We start from the raw sequence: 23,996 nt of genomic DNA, 5'->3' as shown, positions 1-23,996 counted from the left end.
GGACTCCGCTAATACGTCTCCGCGATCCGGCGAGGCTGAAGGGCCACAGATGCTGCGTCGGCTGGCTGCGCCGTTGCTGCGGGCCGGATGGTCAGAAGTGGAATTCGAGACGTGGCGGGACGATGCGGACGGGGCCGCTGAAGACACAGACGATAGTTGGTACCGCAACGCGATTTCCAACATCGAGTTGGAACGATCCGGCTTCCATATCAGCTTGTCGTGGGAGCCCGCTGGCCGCAGGTTGATCGCCGATGACCCGACAGAAGGCTGGGATTGGATCGAGAGCCTGCCTCCATTGTTCCCCCTGGACGCGCCACTGTCCTTCGAATTGACAGACCGCACCTCGCCAGTTGCGCACGTTGAGACGGCGCGTCGAGCGTTCGCAGCCGCAGGCTTGTTGGACGCGACTAGAGTCCGCTTGCCTAAGGAGGCGCGCTCTCTGGACCACGATGTGCTCATGCTGTTCCTGGCTGATCACTTGTTTAGCGTGGCAGAGCAGCATCGCGGGCAACGCGATGCCGGTAAAGTTTTCGAATCGCTCAGTGAAGACTTTTCTTGGCGGATCGCGGCAGGGTTTCGTGCCTATCCTTTGATCGTTCCCGCTCCAGTGCCCACCGCGGCCGCCCTGGGTATCGCCGAATGGTGTTGGCGTAGGGAAAGCGAAGTCGAGGACTGGCACCACAAGGTTGACGACCTCACGATGGCTCGGACCAACATTGCAGCCACCCGGGCTGTGCTGCCTCACGTGCATCTTGAAGGTGTCGACTGGCCCGCTGTGCTTACTGCGCTTACGTTTCCCAACCGTCGTCTCGCCGACGGCCGGGCTCTGAACGACCTGTTCGGAGAGGGGTGGTCTCCAATCTTGACCTCGGTCCGGGACCAGATCGAGGTGTGGCAACGCGCAGACGACGAACTTGGCCCACAGACCGTGCTGCAACTCCTAACTCTTCACGGCTCGCGTACTGAGTCCATCGGCGACTGGTGGGGCTCAGGCTGGTACGAGACTCTCACTCGCGACGTCATCGAGAAGGCTGCGCAACAAGATGAGCTCCCCGGAGCGCTGTCTCAGATGTTCTCAACCTCGGCAGAACTTGCAAATGCTGTCGTGCACAGTCCGGACCTCTTGGACGACGACGCCTTGCGCTGGCTGACTCGTGCGATCTTCGGCGAGCAGTCGGCCAGGCGTGCTGCCGACAAACCGAATCCCACTGCAGTGACACTTCCCGACTGGGCGATCGAGCAGCTCACCGAGCTCCTTAACGCAGGAGGTGAATGACCCGCAGGATTATGCATCAGCTCCTCTCGGTCAATTGAATGGACTGGCGGACCTGGGCTTTCAAGGGATGGTTTGATCGATGCGATGTAACGTCGTGTGGATTGTTCGATATAAGGTGTTTTCTCGCGTGCTGCGCAGGGGGTCTAAGTGGATACCGAGCGAACTCAGCATCGGATCGACGTGGTACCGGTGGTCGATCTTGTTCGCGTGGGGGCTGGCGCTGGCCGTGCGGGTGAGTGGACGTGCCCGTCATCGCTGGGGTGGAAGTCGCGGCCGTTGTCACGGTCGGTCAGCCGTTTCCCTTACGAGCATCTGGATGATTTCGTTCTTCGCCCGGTGATGGTCGCCTTAGAGCTTGCCTTATGTGGTGAGTTTACGGAGTTTTTGTAGCAGGTCAGGCTGGCGCCGAGGACGAGGAAGGCGAGGAAGTGTTCGGCTGTGCGTTCGTAGCGCAGGGTCAGGCGTCGGTATCCGGTGAACCAGGCCATGGTGCGTTCGATGACCCAGCGGTGCTTGCCGAGTTTGTCCTTGGATTCGATACCTTTACGGGCGATGCGGACCTTGATGCCCCGGTTCCGGACCCCCCGTCGCAGGGCGGGCTGGTCGTAGGCCTTGTCGGCGTGCAGCTTGGCCGGCTTGCGCCGCCGCGGACCACGGCAGGACTTGATCGCCGGGATCGCCATCACCAGCGGCTTGAGCGCGTAAGAGTCGTTCGTGTTTGCAGCGGACACGGCCACGGCGAGTGGCAACCCGGCACGATCGGACAAGACGTGGATCTTCGAGCCGGGCTTGCCGCGGTCGACCGGGCTGGGACCGGTCAAAGAGCCCCTTTTTTCGCCCGAACACAGGCACCATCCACGATCGCACGGCTCCAGTCGAGCAGGCCCTGGCTGCCGAGCTCATCCAGCAGCACATGATGCAACTGTCGCCACAACCCGGCCTTGGTCCACTGACCGAAGCGGCGGTGCGCGGTCTGGAACGGCACCCCGAACGACGGCGGCAGATCCCGCCACGCACACCCGCTGGTCAGCACATACACGATCGCCGTGAACACCGCACGAGCGTCCACCGGGGCAGTGCCACCGCCCTGCGGACGCGGCTCGAACACCGGGATCAACGGCTCAACCAAGTTCCACAGCTCATCCGGAACCAACCGCAACGACAACTGATCAACCACAGCAACATCATCGCTCATCAGCGACAAATCACCACGTAAGACACGCTCTTAAGCGAAACCCGGACTTCCGCTGTGTTGCGTCGGCCAACACTTATGGACGTGGGGCTGATCGGGCCTACGTGGGTCGGCAGCAAATCGACCCGGCTACGCTCGATCGCTTCTCAGTTGAAACAATCGGTGTAGACGAAGCGCTGGAGACGTCGCTATGTCTGGCAACGGGACTCGACAAGGTCATGATTGACAGGGTTCTCAAATTCGTGCGAACCCTGCGCGAAAACGCTGAAGCGCGCGCTATGTCGCGCCCAGCACCACAACGACGATTTCGAACTGAACGCCGAGACCGGCATCGCTGCCGGCGACCCGGCGCTGTGCTCGAGCACAGCACCGAAAGGAACCGGCAACGAGGGCCCGCAGGATCGCGCCGCCGAGCCGCTCGGTCAGCGTGTGCTGCCGCGCCAGAATCCGGTCGCCCTGACCGGTTAGCGCGGCAATGCGCCCAGTAGTGCAAGGAACCCCACCCGAACCTCCCAGAACTCCCACCCGTGACATTCAGGCGATCCCGCTTTAATTTGTGGCCAAGGTGGGCCAATCGGCTTGCACTGGCAAGTAAATGTGAACTACCGGGTCGAAATTACGCGAGCTGCGGGTTTCCATCAATCGCCAGCGACGACAAACTATGCGGAAGTAAGCAAAATCAAGGCTAGCAGTGTATCTGTGGCTCGAGGTGGTTTCCGGCAGATTTCCCGCCGGAAACCACCCATGCTGATAGCTCTTAATGTTGCTAACTTGCGATCGAGTTCACATCAGAAGTAGATCGCAATCGATTCGACCTTAGATAATATAATACGCCCAGTACCCGTCTTGCATTGACCAGCCAGGGCGATGCTGGATCGACTGCAATGACCTATTGTAGGTGTCATTGGTGTGGTAGGTCATAAATAGGTCTTCCTTTACTTGTCCGCTTCCATAGTAGGCCGTTACAAACATTGCATGATCAGCGGTGTTAGGTTCTTCATTGTGGTCCCAGTTCACATATACAACATCCCCATTTTCCAGAAGGTATACATCTTGCCAGTTGGGTTGAGGGCTTCCAGCGCGTACAGCAACACCGGAATAGCCGTTGAGGTAAAGCAAATTGTTATGTGCAGCCGCCCAGGTGTAGGAAGTGGTCGCCTGGATGCCTCCCGCAAACCAGACATCTGGATCTTCTCTGTCGAATAGCGATCCATGCTGCTGATGTCCACCCGCATTGAGGATCTGCGACAAGAAGTTCGTGCAGTCGTTATCATAGTTCGGAAAGTCTGAATTTCGCTTGTCCCACCATGCGTTTGCATAATTCAGCATTGCAAACTTGTTCATCTTGCTCGACTTCGGTCGAGGTGTCAACGGGCTATTCGGTAGCTGATGATTTCGAGCTTCTGCCACTGTCGGCGGCCGTGCGGGAGCGGGGAGCCCCGCGCTGCCGACCGCTTTTGACTTGTGGCGACTCGGCATCTGAGCTTTGTCCATTTGAGTTGGCGGCGGAGGCCCGGGATCCAGCTCCGGCGTTGCTTCATCGATTACCCAGCGGCCCTTTTCGACGATAAAGCTGAACCGATGTTCGATACCATATGCCTCGAAATTATCAGGAACTCTTCCTGTGAGGTGATCTTTCGTTATCGACGGCTTCCGGAAGAACAATTTTGTTCTCTCGTGAGCGCGCACGCTAACAGAGGTACCGTGCTCTTCTATTATCACTCTTGAAACCGAAATCTCAGACGAGATGTGGCCGCCGAAAGGAAGATCGCGGAGTCGACGATGCTCGAGAGCGAGGCTGCCTAATTCGTTTTCTGTGCGAGTGTCGGCGCGTCGAGACAGCAAGGCATCGACGCTGGACAAACTCGCCGTAACTTGCGTTCCGGTCAGAATGTTTGCGCGAGTTTGAAGATACCGTTCGATCATTCGTTGCGCTTCGAATGATTGCAGCTTCAACTGTCCAGATGCTGCCGCTGCTGGCATCGCTGCACCTGCGATCAGGACTCCGATTATCCCGGCAATCGTTGCTCCACGAAGTGCTCGTATATGACGAAGTGTTCTACGCCCTAGAAAGCTACTATGCATTCGTTAATCCCTTGCTGTCTATGTTAGTTATAGAGCAGTACCCACAGTGCTTCACCGTCAACTACGCGCCATTCCTTTACGAAGCTCCGAAATTCTGCTTCGGCTGCATCGTTATGGGCCTGACTCACATGGGCAACTGTGTAATCGTCGTTTAGGCTTGGACCCTCACGTGTCATCTCGAATGGGTAGAGATCACAGCTATCACCAGGGCGTGCGGGGTCGGGAACGAACGTCCGGCAGCCTTTATCTCGGTTGCTGGCGATGAGAGATTGATCGGTCGTATAGTGCAGCGGTTTGCCCTTGCCGGGCCATCCCCAATAATTAGGCGCCTTTTGCATCGTATTCCAGACGTGCCGCGTGACTTCCCCGTGCGTGAGACTACTGAGGCTCAAGCGCGCGAAGTTGGGAGTGATACCCGGCACGGCGCAGCCTGGGCTTAGATCCGGAACTGTGCTATCACAACGAATGACTGGAGCTGTCCAGTAAATTGCGCCAGGCGCCTGCGCGGTCGCTGAGTCATAGACCGCTAGAGCAGGACTATTTTGGAGATTATCTACCGGTCTCGTTGATGTGCCATTGCTCATGATGATCTTGCCATCAATCGGTTGGTTGACCTGCCAGTCTGTTCGAGGTTTCTCGAAACTTCCCGTCCGTTGAATTACTCCGCAAGGCCCCGTCCCCTTGCAGCTCGTGGTAAATTCGAGTTTCTGAACCGGGAAGTCGCCCGTGGTTGAGAGCATTTCAATATGAATGTGCTCAGACCACGTGCGCGGCCCCCACTGTGATCCGTTCATGTTAGCAATTACTACACCCAGGTTGAAATTCGCTGTTCCAACCTTGGCTCCGCCAACGATGCGACCAATGGTCGCGTTCGCGGCGAAGCACATATCGTAACGTCGCCCCCACCATTTGCCGTCTTCTTTATTGCGGCACCACTCAGGAAAATTCGGAGGGTTAATCGACTGAGTCGACCTAGAGCTTGCCGGCTCGCTTGTGCAGTAGGAAGTTGTTTTAGCGTGCGTGGTCGGGTTCGCTTTAGTCTGCGCGAGCGCATCGTCGCATGACTGAAGAGCTATCCGCGGCGCTTCTGCGTGGATTTGAACGATGCTGTCGATTGTGTCGGCGTAGGGTGCATTGGGGACCCGCAAATCGGCTGCTGCTGCAGTCAGGTTGGATCCTGGAATTGCGGCTGCGGCCAGCAGCATTAATGCGAACGTGAGCCGAATAGATCTTCGCATAGTGATTCCTTTGTTTTAGACTGCACTATTGTTGCTCAACCGTATATCGATCGACGATTGCCTCGCTTGATATGCCCCTTTCTGGGTATACTCAAGAAACGTGCAAGCTTGGCCGTGTGTAGTAAGTGCTGTCGCGAGCAATTGATAACGTCGATGTCAACAACCCCCTGCACATCGATCAGATTGACAGGACATGCGTCACGACTGCTCGCCCTGGCCTGATCGACTACTGTTATGACATAACAGCCAAGCGATCATCGTGAGCAATCCTCCAACAGAGTGATCGGCCTGCTCATGTGGACATATCGATGGTTCGGGGCAGCTGTGCTGTCGTTCGAAATCGCTGCGAGTTCGTCGCTTTAGGGCTACTTTTCTGCGGACTACGTAATAAGTTCCACTAAAATATGCTTATCGAGCTGCGAGGTCGGCGCCGGAAGGCTCATCGGTCAAGTCTTGGTGACTGCTGAGCTCAGATGAGCTCTCTTAGATCCGTAGCAATCCGTAGCAATCCGTAGCAATCCGTTGCCACCAGCCGCTGGCCATGACTCTTAGTGCTCGTGGACAACTAATGCTGCCGGGGCGAATGCCTATGATGTCCAGGAGGTCGGCATGTCAATCGGCCGAATGTGTGACTGGTTGTGTTCGCGTGCTAGTGTCTGTATTCCACGTCCTGGGCGCAAGTGGTCGAGGATGTACGCCCAGCTGAAGATGTGGCTCGCTCGATCGAATGGGGCCACGGCAGTATCGGGATGTAGGTGTACTGTGGCCTCTGGCAGCTTGGAGGGAGCCGCATGGTAATCGCACTTGCAACAAGGGCTATAGGAACCAAGTCGTCAACTCGAGTTCGAGGCGTGACTTCAGTGCTCGGGGTACTTCTCGTTACCGCTCTTGCGGCTTGTGGAGGAGATCCTACGATGGTGCCGATTCGAGAGGGTGCCAAGGGTGGCGACTCGCCGATCGCGGCCTCTGCTCTGTATGTCGACGCTTTGAACAAGTCGGATCGCGCTTCCCTGCTGAAGTTGTCAACCGGCTCAGCGCCAGCCGAGGAGGCGGCAGTAGATAGATTGATGAGCGCCTGGGGTAACAAGGAAATTCGAATCGCTGACGCTCGGGAATTTCCTGGGCTTACGCCAAGGCAAGCGTATGTAGAGCTTGTAGGAACGGCCTCAAAAGGACAGTTTAAACAGCGTGTCTTCATGAGCAAGCGAGAAGACGACTGGCTTGTCGACATGAGCGCCACGGCCGCTTAGGGACCCTAACAGACTGGGTGGGCTTTGAGTCCGCATCAGTTTGCGGACCACGCACTGGGTCGTGCTCGTCGCGTCAGGAGCGATCTCGGCTGGTCAGGTCCATTGGAGACCGTCGAAGGCAATCGGGCCGGGCTTGGCTCCCTCGATCTCGGCGATGACCGCGCTTTGCCGTTGTCCGGCAGGACTCGGGGCGATCCGCAGCAGATCTTCGGCGTGGCGGTGCAGGTGCTCCAATTCGTCGTCCGCGATGCCCAGCCATCGCTCGTGGGTGACCAGGCGCGGGGCCACGCAGTTCCAGAGGACACCCATTCCGCCGACCAGGTTCAAGAGGTGGAGCGGGTGGCCGGGGTGCCGGCCTCAGAGTCCTGCGCCGGGTGATGGGTGTGCCGGTGAGTTTCGGCTTCGTCAAAGACGTGTCGCCGCCGCAGCCACCCAAACCGAAGACCAAGAAACCGGCTAAGCCGCGAGCATCAAAGAAGGACACGCTGAAACCCTAACAGAACGTTAAGATCTGCGAAGTATGGCTTGCCTGGAGAAGGCGGCACATCGCGGTCATGTGCTGCCGGATTCGATGAACGCTAGTCGGCTACGCCGCGGAAGCCTCGGAGATAGTCGAGGTTTTCGCGCACATCCTCGAGGACTCGGCACCATCCCTGGTGATCACGTCGGACGTGGTGGCCGGAGTGCTGCCAGCGGGCACACCGGTCCTGCCGTTGGACGAGGTGGTGTCGGGCGGCGCGTACCGCAGGCCCTCGGTCGGCCCCGAAACAATGGCCCCCAACCCGACCGGCACCATCACCGAAGGCGCCCCCTGGCGTTTCGTGGCCGAACTGACCGAAGACCATCCAGTCCTCTGGGACGTCCTACGCCACGGCAGTTCAGGCCACCCACTCACACCCCACTACGACGACCAAACCCCCACCCACACCAATGGCCACCTGTACCGCGTACACCTCCATAACGCCCAATAACGCGGAAAACGCATTCGTACACACAGCACACCAGACCGCCACTGGCCCGTTCCGTGAGGTTGACCCTGGACTGTTCGAATGCCAAGCAGATCACCTGGGGGAGCACGCGGGCGAAGGCGTGCACGCTCCTGGTCTTGCTGAGCTGCTGGCGCAGCTGGGCATACGACGTGCTCGTCAGCGTGTCGAGGTCGTTAAGCATCGCCGTCAATTGATGCATCGCGACTGGATCGAGCTTCTGCCCCTGCCGACCACGTTGTTGCAGCGCATACAGCAGTTCCCACCGCACGGTCGGCGATGACGCTGGTGTTCTGCTTGGCCAGCAGGACCGGGCCGACCGCAGCGATCCCGTCGCCGGTGATCAGCACATCGGCGATCCCGTCGAAGCCAGCTGCCGGATCGATCACTCGACCGTCGCGCAGGATTGTCATTGCCACAGTGACGACGTTATCCGCGCGAGCGGGCCGGATCCAGGCTCGCGGGCGACCCGTCTCTGTGCTGATCGGCCTCGGTGAGGTTGTGGCGGAACAGGGTTGACCGTCCGGCTTGGTTGACGTAGCCCCGGCGCCGGAAGAACGCGTGCGCGTCATCGCGCCGGTCGGCGCTGGTGAGCTCCAGCCGGATGCAACCGTGCCGGGCGGCGAACGATTCGGCCGCGGTCATCAGATGGTCACCGATTCCGCGGCGGCGGGCCTGCTCGTCGACGACCAGCGCCACGATCCGACCTGTGTTGCCAGTGCGCTCGAAGAACGGGAACACGTGCACGGCGACCTGACCAGCAACTTGCCATCGGCCTCGGCGACATAGGCGGCGCTGGTCGGTAGTTCCGTCCAGGTCTGGATGCGCCACCGAGTCACCGTGACGTCATCCTGCGGGTAGCCCAGCTGGTGCAGCAGCCCGTTGACGGCAGCGGCGTCGGTAGGGCGTACCGGTCGGATCTGCATCAGCTCCCCCCAGGGAGTTCGCTATTCGATCGGGAAATCGAAATACGTGTCGGGATAGGGCTCGTCCTGCAACGTGTAGTGCCGCCCTTCGCAGTCGTAGGCGATGAAGCGGCTGGTCTCCATGATGTCGCGCAGGCGCTGCCGGTTCTGGGTTCCTCCGTCGTGATACCCGCGGCGCCGTGATGGGAAATCTCGTCCATCACGGCGTGGTCACCGCCTATGGCGGCGAGCTCACCGCTGCCAGATGAAAGGTCGTCAGGTCAACGGTGCTGCCCTGGGTGTGGCCGGATTTGGTGGCCACATAGCCGTCCACTGGCTTGCCGGTGGACGGCTATGTGGCGTACTGGGCGTCCCAGCGAATTCCCGTGACCAGCTCGTCAACGAAGGTGAAATTCTCGTGCATGGTCACTTGTCGGCCAGCGCCAACGACACCAGCCGATCGATCACCTCGGTCAGCGAGAAGCCAGCGGCCTTCATCATCCGCGGGTAACGGCTGTAGGAGGTCAATCCCGGCAGGGTGTTCACCTCGTTGAGCACTACACTGCCGTCTTCCTTAACGAACAGGTCCACCCGAGCCAGACCGCGGCAGCCCAGCGCGCGGTAAATGGCCTTCGCGGTTTCCTTCACCAGATCGCGCGACTCGTCGGAGATATCGGCGGGGCAAATGAACGAGGAGTTCTCGGAGCCGGTTTCCGGCGAGGCTTCCTGATGAATCTTGAAGAATCCGTGCGTGAGCACCACCCGGTCCAGCTCGCCGATCAGCAACTCCGAACCATTACCCAGGATGGAGCTACCGACCTCGCTGCCGACCACTGCTTCCTCGATCAGCACCTTCGCGTCGTATTCCCGGGCAGCGGTCAGCGCTGCGGACAGTTCTTCCTTGCTGGACACCTTGCTGACCCCGAAGGCGGAGCCGGACCGGGCCGGCTTCACAAAAACGGGGTAGTTGAGCTGGTCGGGGTCGACATCCGCGTCGGAGTTGACGATCCAGAATTTCGGGGTGGCGATTCCGGCGTTGCTGACCACGGTGTAGGTCAGCGATTTGTCCATACACACTGCGGAACTCGGGATATCGCAGCCGACATAGGGGATGCCAGAAAGTTCCAGCAGGCCTTGCATCGCGCCGTCTTCACCGAACTTGCCATGCAGCACGGGCAGCACGACATCCAGGCCGATCGAGTCGTACTTACCCTCGTCCAGCACCAGCAAGCCGCGGGTGCTCCGGTCCGGCGACACCACGACCGGGCGGCAGTCGCCGCTTTCCCAGTCCCCATCCGGGCCGTCGCAGAGCTTCCACGCGCCGTCGCGGGTGATGCCGATCCAGAACGGTTCGTACTTGGCCGTATCGAGGCTCTTGGTCACCTCACGCGCCGACTTGACGGAGACGAGGTGCTCCTCGCCCGAACCGCCGAACAAGATGCCGAGCTTCAACCTAGCCATGATGCCTCCCATTTTCGAAATTCAGGCAGTTAAGGAGCTTGTTTTCCACAATATCCTGCAGCGCGTGATCGGTGGTCAGCTGGGGTGCAGGCGGGCCAGTGCGGTGGTGATCAAGCCGGTCCAGGGCCAGTGTGCGGCGACGGCCTGATGATGGAGGGCTGGTGGATCACGAAGTGAAGATCGGATACAGCTTCTGGGGCTTCCTTGTCTCCGGAATCCTCGGCACCCCGACGGCGGACGCAGCCATCGCCGCACGCTGGTCGACGGCCTGCGCTCCCGCGAGCACCAGCTGGTTTTCCTGCAACCTGACCGCGACCACGCCAAGGTCGGACTGGGCCTCTCCGCGCATTACACCTGAGACATCGGCCCGCCCGAGGTCGACGCAATATTCCTGGAGTGGCGGTGGCCGATAACCGGCCGCAACGCCACCTGGTGTGGCGCTGCCGGGCACACCTGTGATTTGCACCGTCAGCTGGATCTGCTCGACAACTACACCGACCGACGCAGAGCCTTGGGCGTTGGGGCGGAGCGCTCCCGAATCTTGACGTGTTGGTCCGATCGGAATGGCGCGGATCGTCCACCTCCACCGAGCGGCTGTCCACAGGTTGATCATGGTCATCCACGCCAGTGCGTCGGTGATCCGTTGGCTTGAAACGAATGCGGCAGATTCGGCCGCCCGCGGGTAGCGGGCGGCCGCCATGCTCGGCGCGGATCCTGCTGGCGTGAATGTGCTTTACAGGGCTGTTTTGCCGCTTGTTTCTTCTGGGCTGACGGTGCCCGTCCGGGGGAACAAGCCGTAGCGCCCGTGGTCTGCGTTTTTGGTGAAGGAGATGTCCCGTGTCCCGGTCTCCAGGTGATTCGGCGGGTTCTGGTTCTCCAGGATGATGATTTGGCCGGAGAAGTTCGTCTGGATATCGGCGAAGAACAGGGCTGAGAGGCTGGTGGTGTCGAGGATGTCGCCGCTGTTGTCGGGTTCGTCGCTCGGGTCCGGGGGCCGGTAGACGACCAGGGGGGAGTCGAGTATGACGAAGCCGGGGTGGGGGAGGTCGTTGTCGAAGCAGTACTGGGCGAGTGAGATGGTGAAGGCGGCGTGCAGGATGGCCCGGACGCCTTTGCCGTGGGCGGAGCGCAGCTGGTTGCCGGACATGATGTCTTGTTTGTCGAAGTTGTAGCTGGTGGTTTCGGCTTCCTGATAGCCCCAGGCCCCTAGTCGGGCTGCGATCATGCGGGAGAGGTTGGCGACCGCGGTGCGTTGCAGACCTGCCGTTCGCTCCATTTTGTCTGGCTTCGGTGCCTCCTGGATCTCGGTGCGGAGTCTTTCGAGGCGCTGAATGCGGTTGATGGCGTCGGCGTCGCGTTCCAGTTGAGATGTTTTAGTGAGTAGGTCGCGGAGCTCGGTTTCCTGGGGATTAAGCAGGCTGTCCAGTCGCGCGATCTCTGCCCGCGCCTGTGCCACTTGGAAGGTGAAGACCTGGAGCCTCTGAACCTTGTCGTTGCGTTCTTCGCGTAAGCCGGCGATGGCTTCAAGCAGGTCCGTGCGGAGTGCGATCGTCTTGAGCTGTTCCTCGCGCACGGATTCGGCGAGCGCAGTTGTGTCGTCGGCGCAGTCTTCGTTGAGGTGCTGGTGTTCAGGGTCTGCGCCGCAGAATACACAACGCCCTGGACTGAAGTAGCCGAGTAGTGTCCCGGCTTCAGCGACGGCGTCCAGCCGGTCTAGGTCAGAGGTGTACTGCTCGTGCAGGAGTGTGAAGCGCGCATCGAGGGTCTCCAGTTCGGTGAGACTTCGCCGTGCGGCGGTGGCAAGCCGCTCGTTGTTGGACAGGGTATGCCCCCACTGCTGCCTCGCTTTGGCTGCCTGCTCGATGCTCGCTGTCGATCTGGCAATCGTTTCTTGTAGGCGCTGGAGTTGTTCGTTGATCTGTTGAAGGGTTTCGTTGCTGTGGAGTTTTTCGCGCAGCTCGGAAATCAACGTGTCGATGACTTCGCTTTTGGTCGTCTTGGACCTGCGCTGGTCCTTATCCGATTCGCCTGGCGTGATCGCGGAGTCGTCATCGCCCTGCAACAGCAGGCGAAACGCAGAGATTTCTTTGGTCTCGTCTGTGCGCTGCCCTGTTGAGATCGGTGAGGTCTTGGCCTGGATCTTAATTTCGTTCACGAGGAACAGGGGGCCAGGGCTCGAATGGTGAACGAGACGGTGTTCCCGGCTCCGTCCTTGCGAATGACCTTTTCGTCGAGGCCGAGCTTGTCCAGGAGATAGCGGGAGAGGTTCTCGGTGCTCGTGGCGCTGTGTTTCGCCGATAGCAGCTTGCGGTCGACGGGCAGCGGGTAAGCACGGTGATCCCCTTGGAAGAGGCTGAACTTGCCACCGTGCGGGCTCCGGGCCAGTGTCACCGGCTCCCCGTCGGGCAGTTGCAGCCCGAGTAGCACTTGGTCGTAGCCGTCGTGTTCAGGGAGTTCCTCGAGTTTCGATCCGCCCAGCATGAAGTCGAGGGAGTCGGCGATGTGGGACTTCCCCGTGTCTGACGGTCCGCGGACGAGGGTGAGCTTGGGGCCGAATTCCACGGTGGCGGGGTCGACCGACGGGCCGATGAAGGTCAGGTGCAGCAGCCTCAGCCGTTCCATGGCTCTGCCTGCCTCTCGCGGCCGGCGGTGCCTGCGTCAGCGGGGCGTCTGCCGAAGATCACCATAGTCTGCTGTCGGCTTTCCTCGTCGGACAGTGTCGCGAACCGCTCGACCACCCACCGGGTGCGGTTGCGCAGTTCGGCGATGTAGCTGGAGGCGAGTCCGCTGACGAAGCTGTATGCCTCCTCGCCGGCTTGGTATCGGATGCCGGCGCTCGGCGCCTGCATGTCGATGAGCCCGGCGCGCAGCATGACTCGTAGCCCTTCTTCGACGTTGGCCCGCCGGACGCCGAGCTCACCGGCGTGCAGGGGATGGTCAGGATGGATGGAGGGCGGCCCTCCGATTTCGGCGGTATGGAGCACGGTGTGGTCGAGCAGGACCAGGTGGTTGATGTCCAGCTGCTGCGGATAGGCCTCGGTCAGCATCACGAGGACGCGGAGCCCGTATTCGAGCGGACCGTTGAGGGGGCTTCTCATGACTCGTCCACCCAGGTCAGGCGGTCATCGTTGGCCAGTTGGTGGCAGACGCCTTGGCGGTCTTCGATTTCGGTCACGTTGATGAGCTTGTGCCTGCTGAGGTCGAGGCTGCCCACGTGCGTCATCACCTGGTTCAGCTTCGCGAAGCCGTCCGGGTGGTCGGCATCGGCGACGTCGACCACCCCTGCGTGGATGTCCTCTTGAAGCTTCTCGAACGTGCCTGGCGGCACCGCTCCGGCGGAGTAGGCCTTCAGCGACTCGGCTTTGAAGAACCGCACCCGTTGCCGCTGCAGGTTCTTGGCCATCTTCGGGACGGCAGCCACGGACTCCAAGGTGGTGATCGTGCCTGGATGGCGTTCGGCATACACCGCCAGAAGCTGCTGCAGGTAGCGCGTCTCGTCCGGCGAGTAGTCGTCCGGCGGGCTCTCGCTGCTACCGCGTTCGGGAAGTGACGTGCCGAACCGGGAGGCATGCCATCTGGTCTGGGAGTGTGTGGTCAGTGCATCTTGCACCTCCACCGACCTGAACATGCTGAAGGCGGTGCCTGCCGCCAAAGTCCGTACGGCTTCGATTGCGTCTTTGTCCAGCCCTTTCACCAGAGCGTCGCTGTCGACGAGCCGGTCCAAGAACTTCGCGCGCAGGGCAGTTGGCTTGCTGACCAGCATGTTGAGCTGAGTAGACAGCCCTCTCGGCGCCAGAAACTGGTAGCTGCGGGGAAGGGTGTATGCCCCCTCCAAGGTGGACATGAAGACCTTGAGGATCTCCTCTGCGGCGACACCGAAGCTGAGCGGCTTGTCGTAGTGCTTGGCCTGGAAGCAGTCCCATGGCCCCTCGAACTGCTGGTGGGTCTTGAACGCGGCGATGTTCCGCGCCCTTGTCACCCGCTCCGCCGAGGCGCTTGACCTGGACGTAGTCCTCATCCAGGGCAGTGGCCCACTCGCGGATGAACTCCTCCCAGTCGTCAGGCGAGTACGACAGGATGCGGGCCATGGGCGGGACAGGAGGCCCGTCCAAGGTTACCGACGGAGTCGAGTCGGCAGGAATGGGCATGGCGCTGATGGCGACGCGCCGGTCGACCTGCTGTTCACCCGTGGTCACGCTCTGCTCGCCCTCCGCCCCAATTGATTGCTGATCATAATGTCGCTGCAAGGGCCGCGCGCGTAACAGAGAGTTTGCGGGCAAGGTCGACGGAACTCGTACCCGTGGCGCTATGCATCTTCGAAATCCGACGCCGTCGAAGCCAAAATGGGCGCCAGTCAGTCGTATCGGTAGTGGATGCATGTCTGAGCCACACGCGGAGGTCGACAGTGGCCGTGGTCGTTCCTCGAAGACCACCCGACCCGGGTGCTTGACCAGCGCATACCCGGCGCTGTTAGGCCAAGCGGGTTATCGTCGAACCACGGACGACGCGCACGTGGAATTCCTGTGTGTGTGGGGATGCAGGACCGGGCGGCGAGCGGTGTTCCGGGGCGGGGTGAGTCCGACGCTAGCTGGCGAAATCGGCCCCAAGGCCACCTCGGATGGCGAATACCTCTCGCCGAAGAGGCTGAATCGGAAGACCATGTGCAGATTGTCGACAAGCTAGGAATGTCGGAGCCCCGGCCGGGTGCTATGGGCAGAGCCGGTTCGGGTGGCGCGAGGAATCGAACCTCACGGCTGCCAGTGCTGTCGGGCTGAGGTGGCCGTTCAACAGGAAGGTACGACTAACATGTTGTGGTGACTTCAAGACTGCTAACAGGGACAGCCCAGGAAGTGCTTCGCCTGGAGATTGATCTTGGTGAGAGCCCCACGCTCTTACAGTTCAGGCAGCAGGTGGAGCGACTTGAGCGACTTGCAATGTCAGCCAGCTTTACGTCCATGCCATTTCGTGAAGTGGGGCTGTATGGCGAACTTGTGCCTGACATCCACGTCCGCCGGACGAGACTTTCAAGTCCTTGGTTGACAATCCTGTCCGAGGCAGCGACCAAGTCGGCACCGGTTGGATATACACTTACAGGCCTGTTCTGTCTGCACAAATTGATGCGGATGACAATGGACTGGCAGAACCATCGGCTAGACCTTGCCAGAAAGCGTGAGGGTGTTACTGGCCTAAAGGCAGTTCGTGAGGCAGAGGCGGGTGACTTGCTCGCTCAGTTTCAGTATGAAGTCGCGCAGCGTGCGGCAGACGCGGGAAGCCCAGTGCCGGCTGACAGGATTCCCTCGCCAAGTCAATCGGATGCACAAGCTGTTGCGGAGTTTGGCCCGATCAGTTCAGTCGAACTCCTGGATGAATCAGACCCAGCGGTCGATATCTGAGTAGGTAGTTCGGCTGACCGACCCTGACGCAGGATGGCTCTGGTTTCGGCAAGTTGATATGGTTCCAGTTCGGCATTCTGAACTGGCCCCGGCGGCTGGGTTGCGGGATCGGTCGGCATCTTGATTTGGCCCCACCTGCTGTGGTCGGCGGTGGGACGGCACTCTGATCTGGCCCTATCTCGCTCAGGCGTTTCTGATGGTCGCACGCGGGCTCGCGGGTGACGATGGGGTGGTGAGCGAGCGTGCGTCGAACCGGTCGTGACGCTGGCGTGAGCGCTGGCCAGTGCGAGATTCTGGCTGAGGGGTAGCCGGTCCTTCCTCGATCTAGGCGGCTAGGTTGGCGGTGTCACCTAGTCGGAGGAGTTTGTGATGCGTGTCGCCGCTGCCCAGGTTCGCTGTCCGTGGATGGACCGTGAGGCCGGGGTGCGCAAGGTGATCGACTTCGTCGGGCGGGCCGCGGAGGCAGCGGTCGAACTCGTCGTGTTTCCCGAGACTTTCCTGCCGGGCTACCCGTTCTGGCTCACTCAGGCCGGTGGCGCGAGACTCGATGACCCCAAGCAGGAGCTGGCCTACGCGGCGTACCATGAGGCCGCGATCGAGCTGACCAGTCCCGAGCTGCGTACAGTCGTCGAGTGCGTCCGGGATCACGGTGTGTTCACCTATCTCGGGATCGCCGAGCGTGGACCGGGACGCGGCACCGTGTACTGCACGCTGCTCGCGATCGACCCGGTGGCCGGGGTGTGTGGCGTGCATCGCAAGCTCGTGCCGACCTTCGAGGAACGGTTGGTGTGGGGCAACGGCGACGGGCACGGTCTGCGGGTGCACCAGGTTGGTGGGGCGCGGGTCGGCGGGCTGTGCTGCTGGGAGAACTGGATGCCGTTGGCGCGGCATGCCCTCTACGCGCAGGCTCCCGACCTGCATGTGTCGGTGTGGCCGGGATCCACGAGGCTGACCGGCGACATCATGTATCGAGTTCGGCTGGATGCAAGAAGGAGACCCCAGCCTCCCCGACCTCAACCGCCTCTACACCACCGCGACCTGGAACCCTCGCAGCCGCCGCTGGACCCGGCCCTGACCGGCCGACCCCGCAAAACCACAATCGAATGATCCGGTCCTCCGGGGAAGGCGAGATGCACCCAGCCACCTCGACCGCACGGCGCCGTCGAATATGGACTGCCGCTGCAGGCCACCGAGCTCAGCTCCCTTGTCAGACCCTCATGTCATGATCCACGACAGGTCCTGACAGGGGAGTCAACGTGAGCGACATCGAAACGATCGTTGCGACGTTGGAGACTGCCATGGCAGCGATCGACCAGGCAGAACGGGCAGGCACGCACGCTGCCAGCGGGTTCGCAGAATCCTCCCTGCACCTCGGCCAAGCCGTCTCCGGCACTAGCAACGCCGAGGTAGCGGCCTTGCCGGGGCTGCTAACCCAGGCCCGCGAGGCAACGGAGCAGGAAACCGGCCGTCTACGCGCTGCGAAGGCGAAAATATCGGCTTACCTAAACAAGCTCGGAGGCTCGAACGGGCCGGCGGAGCACGACGCTACCGTGCCAAGCCCGCGGGCTGATGCTCGTCGGCGGGAGCCGGATGTCGAGACAACAGTCCAGTCCAAACCTGATCCGGTTTCACCGGACCGCGTCGACGAACTACGGCGCAGCCTCCCGTCACCCGTCCAGCCGAGCGAGCGGCAGAAGACTCACGGGGAATGGGTCGCCGGTACGGGCGGCGACGAGGTCGGTGGACACATCGTCAGCGGACGGGATGACATGGAAGCCGCGGCCGTCCAGTTCTTCAAAGACCAAGGGGCGCGGCGAATGCCTTCCACCGTCGCCGACGTCGAGGTCAAGCTCGCCGTTCACATGCAAAACCAGGGCATCACCAGTGCAACGGTGACTGTCAACAACGAAGTCTGCAAAGGCCCGTTCGGCTGTGACACGCTCTTACCTAAGATCCTGCCTCAAGGAAGCGCGCTCACCGTCTACGGGACCATGCCTGACGGCGCACCGACCGGGGCAACCTACCTGGGACAGAGAAGGAAGCCATGATCGAAGCTTGGTACGACAGCAACGCATCGGGGGCGACCAAGGTCACCACCGCGGAAGACCTCGACAGAGTCCTGGACGCCGTAGCAGCCATGGACGGACCTACGCTCGCCGAGCTGTACACCGACGGTGACCCCGACAAGTCATCGCTCGAAATCGGTCTGGACGGCGAACGTGCCAGCTTGCGCTACCTAGGCGACGACGCGCCGAACGGGGCCTACTCGAAGGGCGGAACGTTCGCACCCCCGCCCGGCGGCGAAGTGCTGTACTATTACATGAGAAACCCCCGTGAGTACCCGGCGGACGCGGAGATCCCCGTCGAAGTGGCGAGGAAGGCCGCGCACGACTTCCTTGTGTCCAGTGGACAACGTCCTTCTGGTGTGGCTTGGACTGAGCAGGACGGGCCCTTATAGCATCAGCATTTGCCTGGACATGCGAGTCCCAACCACAGCCCGATGAAGCTGTGGCCGTACAAGCCGCTCGACGGCTGGGTAGAGAATCCGATCATTCTGGGCTAGTCGACAGTGGAGGTAGAAGCAAATGCGTGCTATGGAGTTGCTCGCCGCCTTCACCCGTGTGCGATTGGCAGCCGAAGAACACATGGACGAGCGCGACCGAGCCGGCCTGGGCTGGGCTGGGCCGAGGAATCGGTGACAGGCGCCGCGGTGCACCCGCGGCCTACCCGCAGCTGCACTCGTGGTCCAGTTCAACCGCCTGCAGGAGGGGCGCGGTGTCGGTGCCGACTAAGCTGCTGTACGTTCCGCGCCCGGATGATCACGTTCGACCACTTGGCCCGGTGGTTCCGCGTGGCATGACCACTCGACAAGCGGTTCATTTCCGCACTACTTGATCACTTGCCGTCAAAGCTCCGGATACGGGTCGTATCGGAGCTTACTCGGGGAAGGGAAGGAATTGTGCTGGAGCAGTTCGCGAGCGGCTTGGTCATGCGAGAGTGGGACGGTCCTGCGGCGAGTAAAAGTATCCATCGGTGCTCGGCGAACTGGTCACCCTTCCTTCGAGCGCGCTTGGCCGCGCAGGATGTTGATCTGCTGACGTTCCCTGGGCGAGTGTGCACGCATCGTGAGCTTGCCGGGATTACTGCTGTCGTAGTCTCGAAGCAGAGAGTACAAGCCGGGCACCTGTTCCTTGGGCATCAGCATCCACACCCTGGGCTTTATCGGCTCCTCCATCTGTTTGGGCATCGTTTCTTTGATGAACTCGAGCACACTATCGAGGTTCGACAACAAGGTCTCCGACGCGCGCAAAGAGTCAACGTTCACGGAGAGTCGTCCCAGTCCTTCCTTGATCGCATCTGACCCGCCGTCGAACCGAAACACATCAACCGGATCCGCGTCGAGTTCACGCTTCGACCCAGAACCGGTCCGCGGCACATTGAGGGTGTTCGGACGGGCCGCTATAAGGCCAGCGATCCCGATCACTAGCAACAAGGCGCTTGCAACAGATTCGACCGTTTCTTTGTCGGACCACAGGTGCGGTGTAATGGAAAAAAATGTGAGGCCGGCGAGGGTGACCGCGAAGAAGAGTGCCCGCACCGGAGTGGACCGTGCGCGCCGCACCACGAGCCTTACCTGGTCGACGATCGGGCGTACCATTGGATTGCGTAGAACTCGAAACTGTGGTAGCAGAAGTAGGCGTGCTACGGTGTCTGATGGTGCTGTGGCGGCGTAAACCACCATAGCGGGCGCCCAGGTGAACAACCACAGCCACAACACGCTCCTTGCGGCAGCTGCGACCTGGCCGGTAATAATCTCGCCGATGAGTGAAACTGCTGCGGCGAGACCGCCGAACGCGGCATGCAGAGAGACCACCCAAATGAGGGCGACACCGCAGAAACGGCCGATTCTGCTGCCGCCAGCGGAATGCGGTATCGCAGAAAGAAGCAGAAAGGTCACCGCCGGAGTCGCTATGCACGCTCCGAGCACGAAAGTCGACGGTCGCGGCGTATTAAAAGCCATCCTGACCATCAACCCGATGACCCCTAGAGCCATCACCTGACCGATGCGGAGCATCCATCGCATCCGCCCAGGAAGCGAACCTGCTGAAGTGTCCTGGGCGACGCCGTAAAGAACGTGGTTGAGTCGATGAGGTTTGGTCGACGCGCGCAGCATCCGTATCTGGTTCGCGCCACTCAACCCCTGGTAGATCTCCGGAGAAGCCGCGAGCTGTGTTACCAGCCGGTCGATGAGGCCGGTCTCGTCCTCCAGTCGAATCACATAGTCGGTGACAGCGGCGGCGACTTCGCTTGATGTCAAAGGGAGGAGGTCGATGGCATCGGCTCGGTCACGGTTGGCGCCGGCCGCGATCGCGGTGAGGACCAGGGCATCAGCCTCGACCATGACTGCATTGGTCCGCTGATCCGCCGTCTCGTCGAGAAGTCCGTCGCGGAGCAAAGTGAGTGACGCGAGTGACGCGGGGGGCCAGTTGAAGCTGCCGGGCGTTGGAAGATCACCTTCACCGGCCAGAGCTTCAATGCTCGTGACGACATGCTCCATCGATCCGACGTCCGTAGCGAGTCTCGTCCGAACCGACTCGACGACCTTTTCTTGGAGGGCACCACAACCGCCGCCTAGTGCGGCGACGACCACTGGGTGCCAGCGCGGATCATCCAGAAGCGGGTCCACGTCTACCGTTGCCGCGATTTGGCACAGGTGTTTGCCGGCCAGGTGGTGGTGGATTGCTGCATGGGCGAACCGGAAGCCGGTCGCACTCGTTCGACCGATACCAGAGTGGGCGAGAGTTTCGGCGATCTGGACGTCCGGCGCTGCATTGCGGGGCTCATCGATCGCGAGATATGCCAACTGGCTGGCGTCGACGACGTCGGAGTCTCGTGTCAGCAATGTCGTGATGATCTTGTCGAGCACCTGGTGTCGGGTGGCGCGCAGCTCATCACGCGTCAACGAGGTGCCCAGCAGGCTGAGCAGCAACGGGTTGCCCGCGATGTCACTTATACGCGGGTCATGCCGCAGCCGCCGCAGAACCCCAGGATGCGTGTGCCCGGTGGCGCTGAGAAGTTGTCGCTGTTGTTTCGGCGTGAGTGGTGCCATCGCGAAGGTAGACGACTCGGGCACCGAGGTGCGAGTGGCCACGATTGCGCAGTCATCCCTGCTGATGACGAAGCCGCGGACCGCCTGGACGTATTGCTCGGCCTGTATGGGGGTGAGCCCCTCGTCGAGATCGAATACGAACAACCAGGTCAGTCTCCCCGGTGCTTGCTCGAGGTACTGGGCAAGGTTGTCTTCCTTGCCCTGCACCGAGGCCGCCAGATGATTCTTGATCGTGTCATCGTCTATCCGGCCGTCGGGCAGATCTTCGGCACGCACATCTACGTACAGCGCGAGTCGGCGAGGCCGTCTCTTTGCCCGTTCGCAGACAGCCGCGACGATTGAGCGCAGACCGACGGTCTTGCCTGATCCCGCTGGCCCTATCAGGACGACGAGCTTGCTCGGGGGCCTGCGCCCCAGCCGCCGCAACCTGCCCCGTCTTCTGCCGACGACGTCCAGCTCAACTGTTTCGTGGGCCCGTCCCGTCGGATCTGGCGGGTACGTCAGTCCGTGAACGATTGACGCGATCGCGTGCAACATCTGGTGATTCGGTGCACGGGTGCGAACCACAATGCCCACACCCACGGCACTGAGCAGAACACCGAAAGCAGCGATGCCGCCGCGCACGGCGGAATCAGCGGAAAGTAGCGGCGCCTGGTGGCTCACCAACGAGGTGACGACGCCCGCGGCGGTGAGGAAGCCAAGCAGCGCCAAGCACCAGCCGACCGCCAGCCTGCCGGATTGACGACCGCGCAGGTTGAGGATCAAACCGAGGATTCCCGCGATGCCGGATATCACGCTCACCAAGTCAGGCCAGCTCTTCAGCGCGTCCAGTGGCACCAGGTCACCTCCAGCGAGCTCGTGAGAGTAATCGAACCTTACCAACCCTTGAAGTGGGCAGGATCTCCAGTCAACCGAGCTATCGAGCCTTCGTGGAATGCGAACTGTCGCGAGTCAGCCTGAGGAACTTCCAAGGCATCTGATCAAAAGATCACACGCCTATCATCTAGATCCGGAACATGTCATGTTCCTCCGGAAACTACAGCTGCTTAGTTAGTCGGTCGTGTCGCCCCCGCGTAGTCGTCTCCTCGGCGGCGATGGTTGTCGATCTGAACGGGTTGGCCGAAGGTCGGGGCGTTGATCATTTTGCCGTTGCCGATGTAGAGGCCGACGTGGTGGATTCTGGCGGGTGTGCCGTAGAAGACGAGGTCGCCGGGCAAGAGTGGTTGCCCGTCCGGCACTCGGGGCCCGGCATGAAATTGGGTGTGAGCTGTGCGGGGTAATGGGACCCCTGCTGCGCCGTATGCTGCCTTGGTCAGCCCGGAGCAGTCGAAACCGTCATGCCCGCCGTCCGGGCCGTTTCCGCCCCAGACGTAGGGCAGGCCACGTTGACTGCATGCGTAGGTGATCGCGGCCATCGCAGCGGGAGTGGGCGCCTGGATCGCGTTGCAGTCGCCTGTTCCGCTAGTTGTACAGGTCGCGCCATGGACTGCTGCGACGACCTGGCGAGCGGCGGGTTCGAACTGTGCGTAGCGGTCGGGAAAACCGGACCGTTGCACGGTTTGGGCGGCTTCGGCGACGGGCATCGCCTGCCAGCTCGGCAGCGCTGTGAGGTGCCGGTAGAACTGCTCGCTGCTGTACTTCGGGTTCATGATCTGGGCGACCGAGCCCCAGCCTTGCGAGGGCCGTTGCTGGAAGAGTCCGACGCTGTCGCGGTCCCCGTAGTTGAGGTTCCGCAGTCGTGACTCCGTGATCGCGGTCGTGATCGCGATCACCCATCCCTGTTCCGGAACGTTCATCTGCTTGCCGACGGCGACGATCGTCGCCGCATGGCCCATTTCCTCGGGGCCGTATCCGGTTGCCGGGGTGCTTACTGCTCCAGTGGGGATGCAGCTCGTGCCTTGGGCGGAGCTGCCGACCACTGCGTAGACGACGGCGATCACGCCACCGCCTATGAGAAGGATCAGTACGACGAAGAACGCGACGCCGGCCGCGGCGAGCTTAGCCATCGACTAAGAACCCCCTTAGCGGTTAAGGCGTGAGGAACTGGTCGGCGGCATCGGCGTGGGCGGCTCCAACTCCGGCCGCGCGGTACGAGTGACAACCTCGTGATGCCACTCGCCGCTAGACGGCGGTGATGCAGGTAGATGCGGCCAGAGCCTGGGAAGTTCGGGCAGCGCGACCCGTCCCGCGGTGCCGAGGTCATCGATCCGGCGCCATCGAGGCGCGGTCATGTCGAGTGGTTCACCGGCGGACTCGCCGCTCGTCGTCGCCACCGGCACCCTCGCCGGGCTATCGAGGCCTCGCAGGGCTTGGGTCATGGCGCGGCGCGCGTTGGCTTCCCTGGCCACGGTGGGGAACCAGACCAGAACGGGCGTGGTGATGGCCGTGGCGTCGGCCAGACGCTCGTATCGGACCAATTTGCTCGACAGTCGGGACAGGCTCTCGGTGCCGAAGTCGAACTCGACGAACCATTCGATCTCCCGTCCGGCGTCGGACCACCTGCCGTAGCCGTCCGGGGTGACGATGTCGCCCCAATGCCGTCCGCACCGGGCCGCCGACCACCAGGTGATGAGTTTCCCGGTGGACCCGGGCTGACGGGCAGCGCGGATCAGGGTGGTGAAGAGCGCGTTGCAGCCGACGGTGTGGGCGAGCTGGAGGGAGAAGGCGCGGCCCACTTCGCGTTCGCGGCTGTAGCCGAGGTCTTTGAGTTCGAGGCCGTCTTCGTGGGCGAGCGCGATGGCTCCGGCGGTGTCGAGGACGTAGTGCATCGGGTGCGAGCCGAGGTCGCGGTGTGGCTGGAACCGATGCACAACGCCCCATTGGTAGAGGCTGCGCAGGCGCAGGTTCGCGGCGCGCCGTCCGGGAAAGGCGATGTCGACGATCTGCGTGCTGGTGAGGACGTGATGCTCGAACAGCATCCGGCACAGCCAGCGATCGCGGTCGGTGAGATGCCGGGCGAGCCAGGCATGGTGCTCGGCACTGTTCAGCACTCGCGGCGCGGGACGTTCCGGCCGGTGTGCTCGCAGGTGTCGTTGCGGGGTCGGGTTGCTGATCTGCATTTGGTGTACCTCCAAACGCGCCAATGCGCGACCTTGGTTCC

At 61.5% G+C, this 23,996-nt stretch carries 23 protein-coding genes and 2 pseudogenes; 8 read left to right on the top strand and 17 right to left on the bottom strand.

The window, feature by feature from the left end; translation table 11 throughout:
• The first annotated feature begins 49 nt into the window (after positions 1–49).
• Positions 50–1,276, top strand: coding sequence for a hypothetical protein (locus ACZ54P_RS10695; protein WP_465461273.1), 1,227 nt, complete (start codon positions 50–52; stop codon positions 1,274–1,276).
• A gap of 389 nt (positions 1,277–1,665) precedes the next feature.
• Here the strand turns inward: ACZ54P_RS10695 and ACZ54P_RS10690 are convergent.
• Positions 1,666–2,471, bottom strand: a pseudogene (locus ACZ54P_RS10690) (IS5 family transposase); the annotation flags it as partial.
• Positions 2,472–2,690: 219 nt separating this feature from the next.
• Here ACZ54P_RS10690 and ACZ54P_RS10685 point away from each other — a divergent pair.
• Positions 2,691–2,936, top strand: coding sequence for a hypothetical protein (locus ACZ54P_RS10685; protein WP_465461272.1), 246 nt, complete (start codon positions 2,691–2,693; stop codon positions 2,934–2,936).
• 348 nt (positions 2,937–3,284) lie between these two features.
• On the opposite strand, the gene ACZ54P_RS10680 is transcribed toward ACZ54P_RS10685, so the two are convergent.
• Both ACZ54P_RS10680 and ACZ54P_RS10675 read right to left on the bottom strand, forming a co-directional pair.
• Complete coding sequence (locus ACZ54P_RS10680; RefSeq protein WP_465461271.1) at positions 3,285–4,451, bottom strand: amidase domain-containing protein; 1,167 nt, start codon at positions 4,449–4,451, stop codon at positions 3,285–3,287.
• Positions 4,452–4,576: 125 nt separating this feature from the next.
• Positions 4,577–5,758: a hypothetical protein gene (locus ACZ54P_RS10675; RefSeq protein WP_465461270.1), complete on the bottom strand. Its 1,182-nt coding sequence runs from the start codon at positions 5,756–5,758 to the stop codon at positions 4,577–4,579.
• A gap of 947 nt (positions 5,759–6,705) precedes the next feature.
• On the opposite strand from ACZ54P_RS10675, the gene ACZ54P_RS10670 reads away from it, so the two are divergent.
• Positions 6,706–7,041: a hypothetical protein gene (locus ACZ54P_RS10670; protein ID WP_465461269.1), complete on the top strand. Its 336-nt coding sequence runs from the start codon at positions 6,706–6,708 to the stop codon at positions 7,039–7,041.
• A gap of 93 nt (positions 7,042–7,134) precedes the next feature.
• Here the strand turns inward: ACZ54P_RS10670 and ACZ54P_RS10665 are convergent, their stop codons facing one another.
• Positions 7,135–7,350: a hypothetical protein gene (locus tag ACZ54P_RS10665; RefSeq protein WP_465461268.1), complete on the bottom strand. Its 216-nt coding sequence runs from the start codon at positions 7,348–7,350 to the stop codon at positions 7,135–7,137.
• A gap of 347 nt (positions 7,351–7,697) precedes the next feature.
• Here ACZ54P_RS10665 and ACZ54P_RS10660 point away from each other — a divergent pair, with 347 nt between their 5' ends.
• Entirely contained in the window at positions 7,698–8,012 is a 315-nt protein-coding gene (locus ACZ54P_RS10660; RefSeq protein ID WP_465461267.1) for a penicillin acylase family protein, read from the top strand.
• Between the two features lie 191 nt (positions 8,013–8,203).
• Here ACZ54P_RS10660 and ACZ54P_RS10655 read toward each other — a convergent pair whose 3' ends face one another.
• The 10 genes and pseudogenes from ACZ54P_RS10655 to ACZ54P_RS10610 form a co-directional block, all read right to left on the bottom strand.
• Complete coding sequence (locus tag ACZ54P_RS10655; RefSeq protein WP_465461266.1) at positions 8,204–8,446, bottom strand: hypothetical protein; 243 nt, start codon at positions 8,444–8,446, stop codon at positions 8,204–8,206.
• Positions 8,447–8,456: 10 nt separating this feature from the next.
• On the bottom strand, positions 8,457–8,768 hold the full coding sequence (locus ACZ54P_RS10650; protein ID WP_465461455.1) for a GNAT family N-acetyltransferase: 312 nt from the start codon (positions 8,766–8,768) through the stop codon (positions 8,457–8,459).
• Complete coding sequence (locus ACZ54P_RS10645) at positions 8,672–8,953, bottom strand: hypothetical protein (protein ID WP_465461465.1); 282 nt, start codon at positions 8,951–8,953, stop codon at positions 8,672–8,674. Before ACZ54P_RS10645 ends, ACZ54P_RS10650 begins: the two co-directional genes overlap by 97 nt.
• 21 nt (positions 8,954–8,974) lie before the next feature.
• Positions 8,975–9,356 (bottom strand): annotated as a pseudogene (locus tag ACZ54P_RS10640) (M15 family metallopeptidase).
• Positions 9,357–9,358: 2 nt separating this feature from the next.
• On the bottom strand, positions 9,359–10,393 hold the full coding sequence (gene vanA / locus ACZ54P_RS10635; protein WP_465461265.1) for a D-alanine--(R)-lactate ligase: 1,035 nt from the start codon (positions 10,391–10,393) through the stop codon (positions 9,359–9,361).
• A 166-nt stretch (positions 10,394–10,559) separates the two neighbouring features.
• On the bottom strand, positions 10,560–11,093 hold the full coding sequence (locus ACZ54P_RS10630; RefSeq protein WP_465461264.1) for a hypothetical protein: 534 nt from the start codon (positions 11,091–11,093) through the stop codon (positions 10,560–10,562).
• A gap of 33 nt (positions 11,094–11,126) precedes the next feature.
• Positions 11,127–12,548, bottom strand: a complete 1,422-nt coding sequence (locus tag ACZ54P_RS10625; protein ID WP_465461263.1) for a hypothetical protein — start codon at positions 12,546–12,548, stop codon at positions 11,127–11,129.
• Positions 12,545–13,015: an ATP-binding protein gene (locus tag ACZ54P_RS10620; protein ID WP_465461262.1), complete on the bottom strand. Its 471-nt coding sequence runs from the start codon at positions 13,013–13,015 to the stop codon at positions 12,545–12,547. The genes ACZ54P_RS10625 and ACZ54P_RS10620 overlap by 4 nt, the downstream gene beginning before the upstream one ends.
• Positions 13,003–13,491 (bottom strand): ABC-three component system middle component 2, encoded by a 489-nt coding sequence (locus ACZ54P_RS10615; protein ID WP_465461261.1) that lies wholly within the window; start codon positions 13,489–13,491, stop codon positions 13,003–13,005. The genes ACZ54P_RS10620 and ACZ54P_RS10615 overlap by 13 nt, the downstream gene beginning before the upstream one ends.
• Positions 13,488–14,372 (bottom strand): ABC-three component system protein, encoded by an 885-nt coding sequence (locus tag ACZ54P_RS10610; RefSeq protein WP_465461260.1) that lies wholly within the window; start codon positions 14,370–14,372, stop codon positions 13,488–13,490. Before ACZ54P_RS10610 ends, ACZ54P_RS10615 begins: the two co-directional genes overlap by 4 nt.
• Before the next feature lie 835 nt (positions 14,373–15,207).
• Here ACZ54P_RS10610 and ACZ54P_RS10605 point away from each other — a divergent pair.
• The 4 genes from ACZ54P_RS10605 to ACZ54P_RS10590 all read left to right on the top strand — a co-directional run bounded on the left by ACZ54P_RS10605 (position 15,208) and on the right by ACZ54P_RS10590 (position 18,244).
• Positions 15,208–15,786: a hypothetical protein gene (locus ACZ54P_RS10605; protein ID WP_465461259.1), complete on the top strand. Its 579-nt coding sequence runs from the start codon at positions 15,208–15,210 to the stop codon at positions 15,784–15,786.
• Positions 15,787–16,155: 369 nt separating this feature from the next.
• Positions 16,156–16,893, top strand: coding sequence for a nitrilase-related carbon-nitrogen hydrolase (locus ACZ54P_RS10600; protein ID WP_465461258.1), 738 nt, complete (start codon positions 16,156–16,158; stop codon positions 16,891–16,893).
• A gap of 149 nt (positions 16,894–17,042) precedes the next feature.
• Positions 17,043–17,834, top strand: coding sequence for a DddA-like double-stranded DNA deaminase toxin (locus ACZ54P_RS10595; protein WP_465461257.1), 792 nt, complete (start codon positions 17,043–17,045; stop codon positions 17,832–17,834).
• Positions 17,831–18,244, top strand: a complete 414-nt coding sequence (locus ACZ54P_RS10590; protein WP_465461256.1) for an Imm1 family immunity protein — start codon at positions 17,831–17,833, stop codon at positions 18,242–18,244. Before ACZ54P_RS10595 ends, ACZ54P_RS10590 begins: the two co-directional genes overlap by 4 nt.
• 591 nt (positions 18,245–18,835) lie before the next feature.
• Here the strand turns inward: ACZ54P_RS10590 and ACZ54P_RS10585 are convergent.
• The 3 genes from ACZ54P_RS10585 to ACZ54P_RS10575 all read right to left on the bottom strand — a co-directional run bounded on the left by ACZ54P_RS10585 (position 18,836) and on the right by ACZ54P_RS10575 (position 23,955).
• Positions 18,836–21,733 (bottom strand): NACHT domain-containing protein, encoded by a 2,898-nt coding sequence (locus tag ACZ54P_RS10585; RefSeq protein WP_465461255.1) that lies wholly within the window; start codon positions 21,731–21,733, stop codon positions 18,836–18,838.
• A gap of 209 nt (positions 21,734–21,942) precedes the next feature.
• Entirely contained in the window at positions 21,943–22,902 is a 960-nt protein-coding gene (locus tag ACZ54P_RS10580; RefSeq protein WP_465461254.1) for a C40 family peptidase, read from the bottom strand.
• A 15-nt stretch (positions 22,903–22,917) separates the two neighbouring features.
• Positions 22,918–23,955 (bottom strand): replication-relaxation family protein, encoded by a 1,038-nt coding sequence (locus tag ACZ54P_RS10575; protein ID WP_465461253.1) that lies wholly within the window; start codon positions 23,953–23,955, stop codon positions 22,918–22,920.
• Positions 23,956–23,996: the final 41 nt, after the last annotated feature.

The sequence above is a fragment of the Amycolatopsis sp. NPDC034160 genome (assembly GCF_055575355.1).
Note: the sequence above shows the minus strand (reverse complement) of the source record. Positions and strands in the feature narration are given on the sequence as shown.

What these genes read in the sequence shown, in the direction of transcription:
- vanA (WP_465461265.1), bottom strand. Translation starts at nt 10,393, where the DNA reads ATGGCTAGGTTGAAGCTCGGCATCTTGTTCGGCGGTTCGGGCGAGGAG.
- ACZ54P_RS10590 (WP_465461256.1), top strand. Translation starts at nt 17,831, where the DNA reads ATGATCGAAGCTTGGTACGACAGCAACGCATCGGGGGCGACCAAGGTC.
- ACZ54P_RS10580 (WP_465461254.1), bottom strand. Translation starts at nt 22,902, where the DNA reads ATGGCTAAGCTCGCCGCGGCCGGCGTCGCGTTCTTCGTCGTACTGATC.
- ACZ54P_RS10695 (WP_465461273.1), top strand. Translation starts at nt 50, where the DNA reads ATGCTGCGTCGGCTGGCTGCGCCGTTGCTGCGGGCCGGATGGTCAGAA.
- ACZ54P_RS10575 (WP_465461253.1), bottom strand. Translation starts at nt 23,955, where the DNA reads ATGCAGATCAGCAACCCGACCCCGCAACGACACCTGCGAGCACACCGG.
- ACZ54P_RS10630 (WP_465461264.1), bottom strand. Translation starts at nt 11,093, where the DNA reads ATGGCGGCCGCCCGCTACCCGCGGGCGGCCGAATCTGCCGCATTCGTT.
- ACZ54P_RS10600 (WP_465461258.1), top strand. Translation starts at nt 16,156, where the DNA reads ATGCGTGTCGCCGCTGCCCAGGTTCGCTGTCCGTGGATGGACCGTGAG.
- ACZ54P_RS10645 (WP_465461465.1), bottom strand. Translation starts at nt 8,953, where the DNA reads ATGCAGATCCGACCGGTACGCCCTACCGACGCCGCTGCCGTCAACGGG.
- ACZ54P_RS10680 (WP_465461271.1), bottom strand. Translation starts at nt 4,451, where the DNA reads ATGCCAGCAGCGGCAGCATCTGGACAGTTGAAGCTGCAATCATTCGAA.
- ACZ54P_RS10675 (WP_465461270.1), bottom strand. Translation starts at nt 5,758, where the DNA reads ATGCTGCTGGCCGCAGCCGCAATTCCAGGATCCAACCTGACTGCAGCA.
- ACZ54P_RS10620 (WP_465461262.1), bottom strand. Translation starts at nt 13,015, where the DNA reads ATGGAACGGCTGAGGCTGCTGCACCTGACCTTCATCGGCCCGTCGGTC.
- ACZ54P_RS10665 (WP_465461268.1), bottom strand. Translation starts at nt 7,350, where the DNA reads ATGGGTGTCCTCTGGAACTGCGTGGCCCCGCGCCTGGTCACCCACGAG.
- ACZ54P_RS10615 (WP_465461261.1), bottom strand. Translation starts at nt 13,491, where the DNA reads ATGAGAAGCCCCCTCAACGGTCCGCTCGAATACGGGCTCCGCGTCCTC.
- ACZ54P_RS10670 (WP_465461269.1), top strand. Translation starts at nt 6,706, where the DNA reads ATGGTGCCGATTCGAGAGGGTGCCAAGGGTGGCGACTCGCCGATCGCG.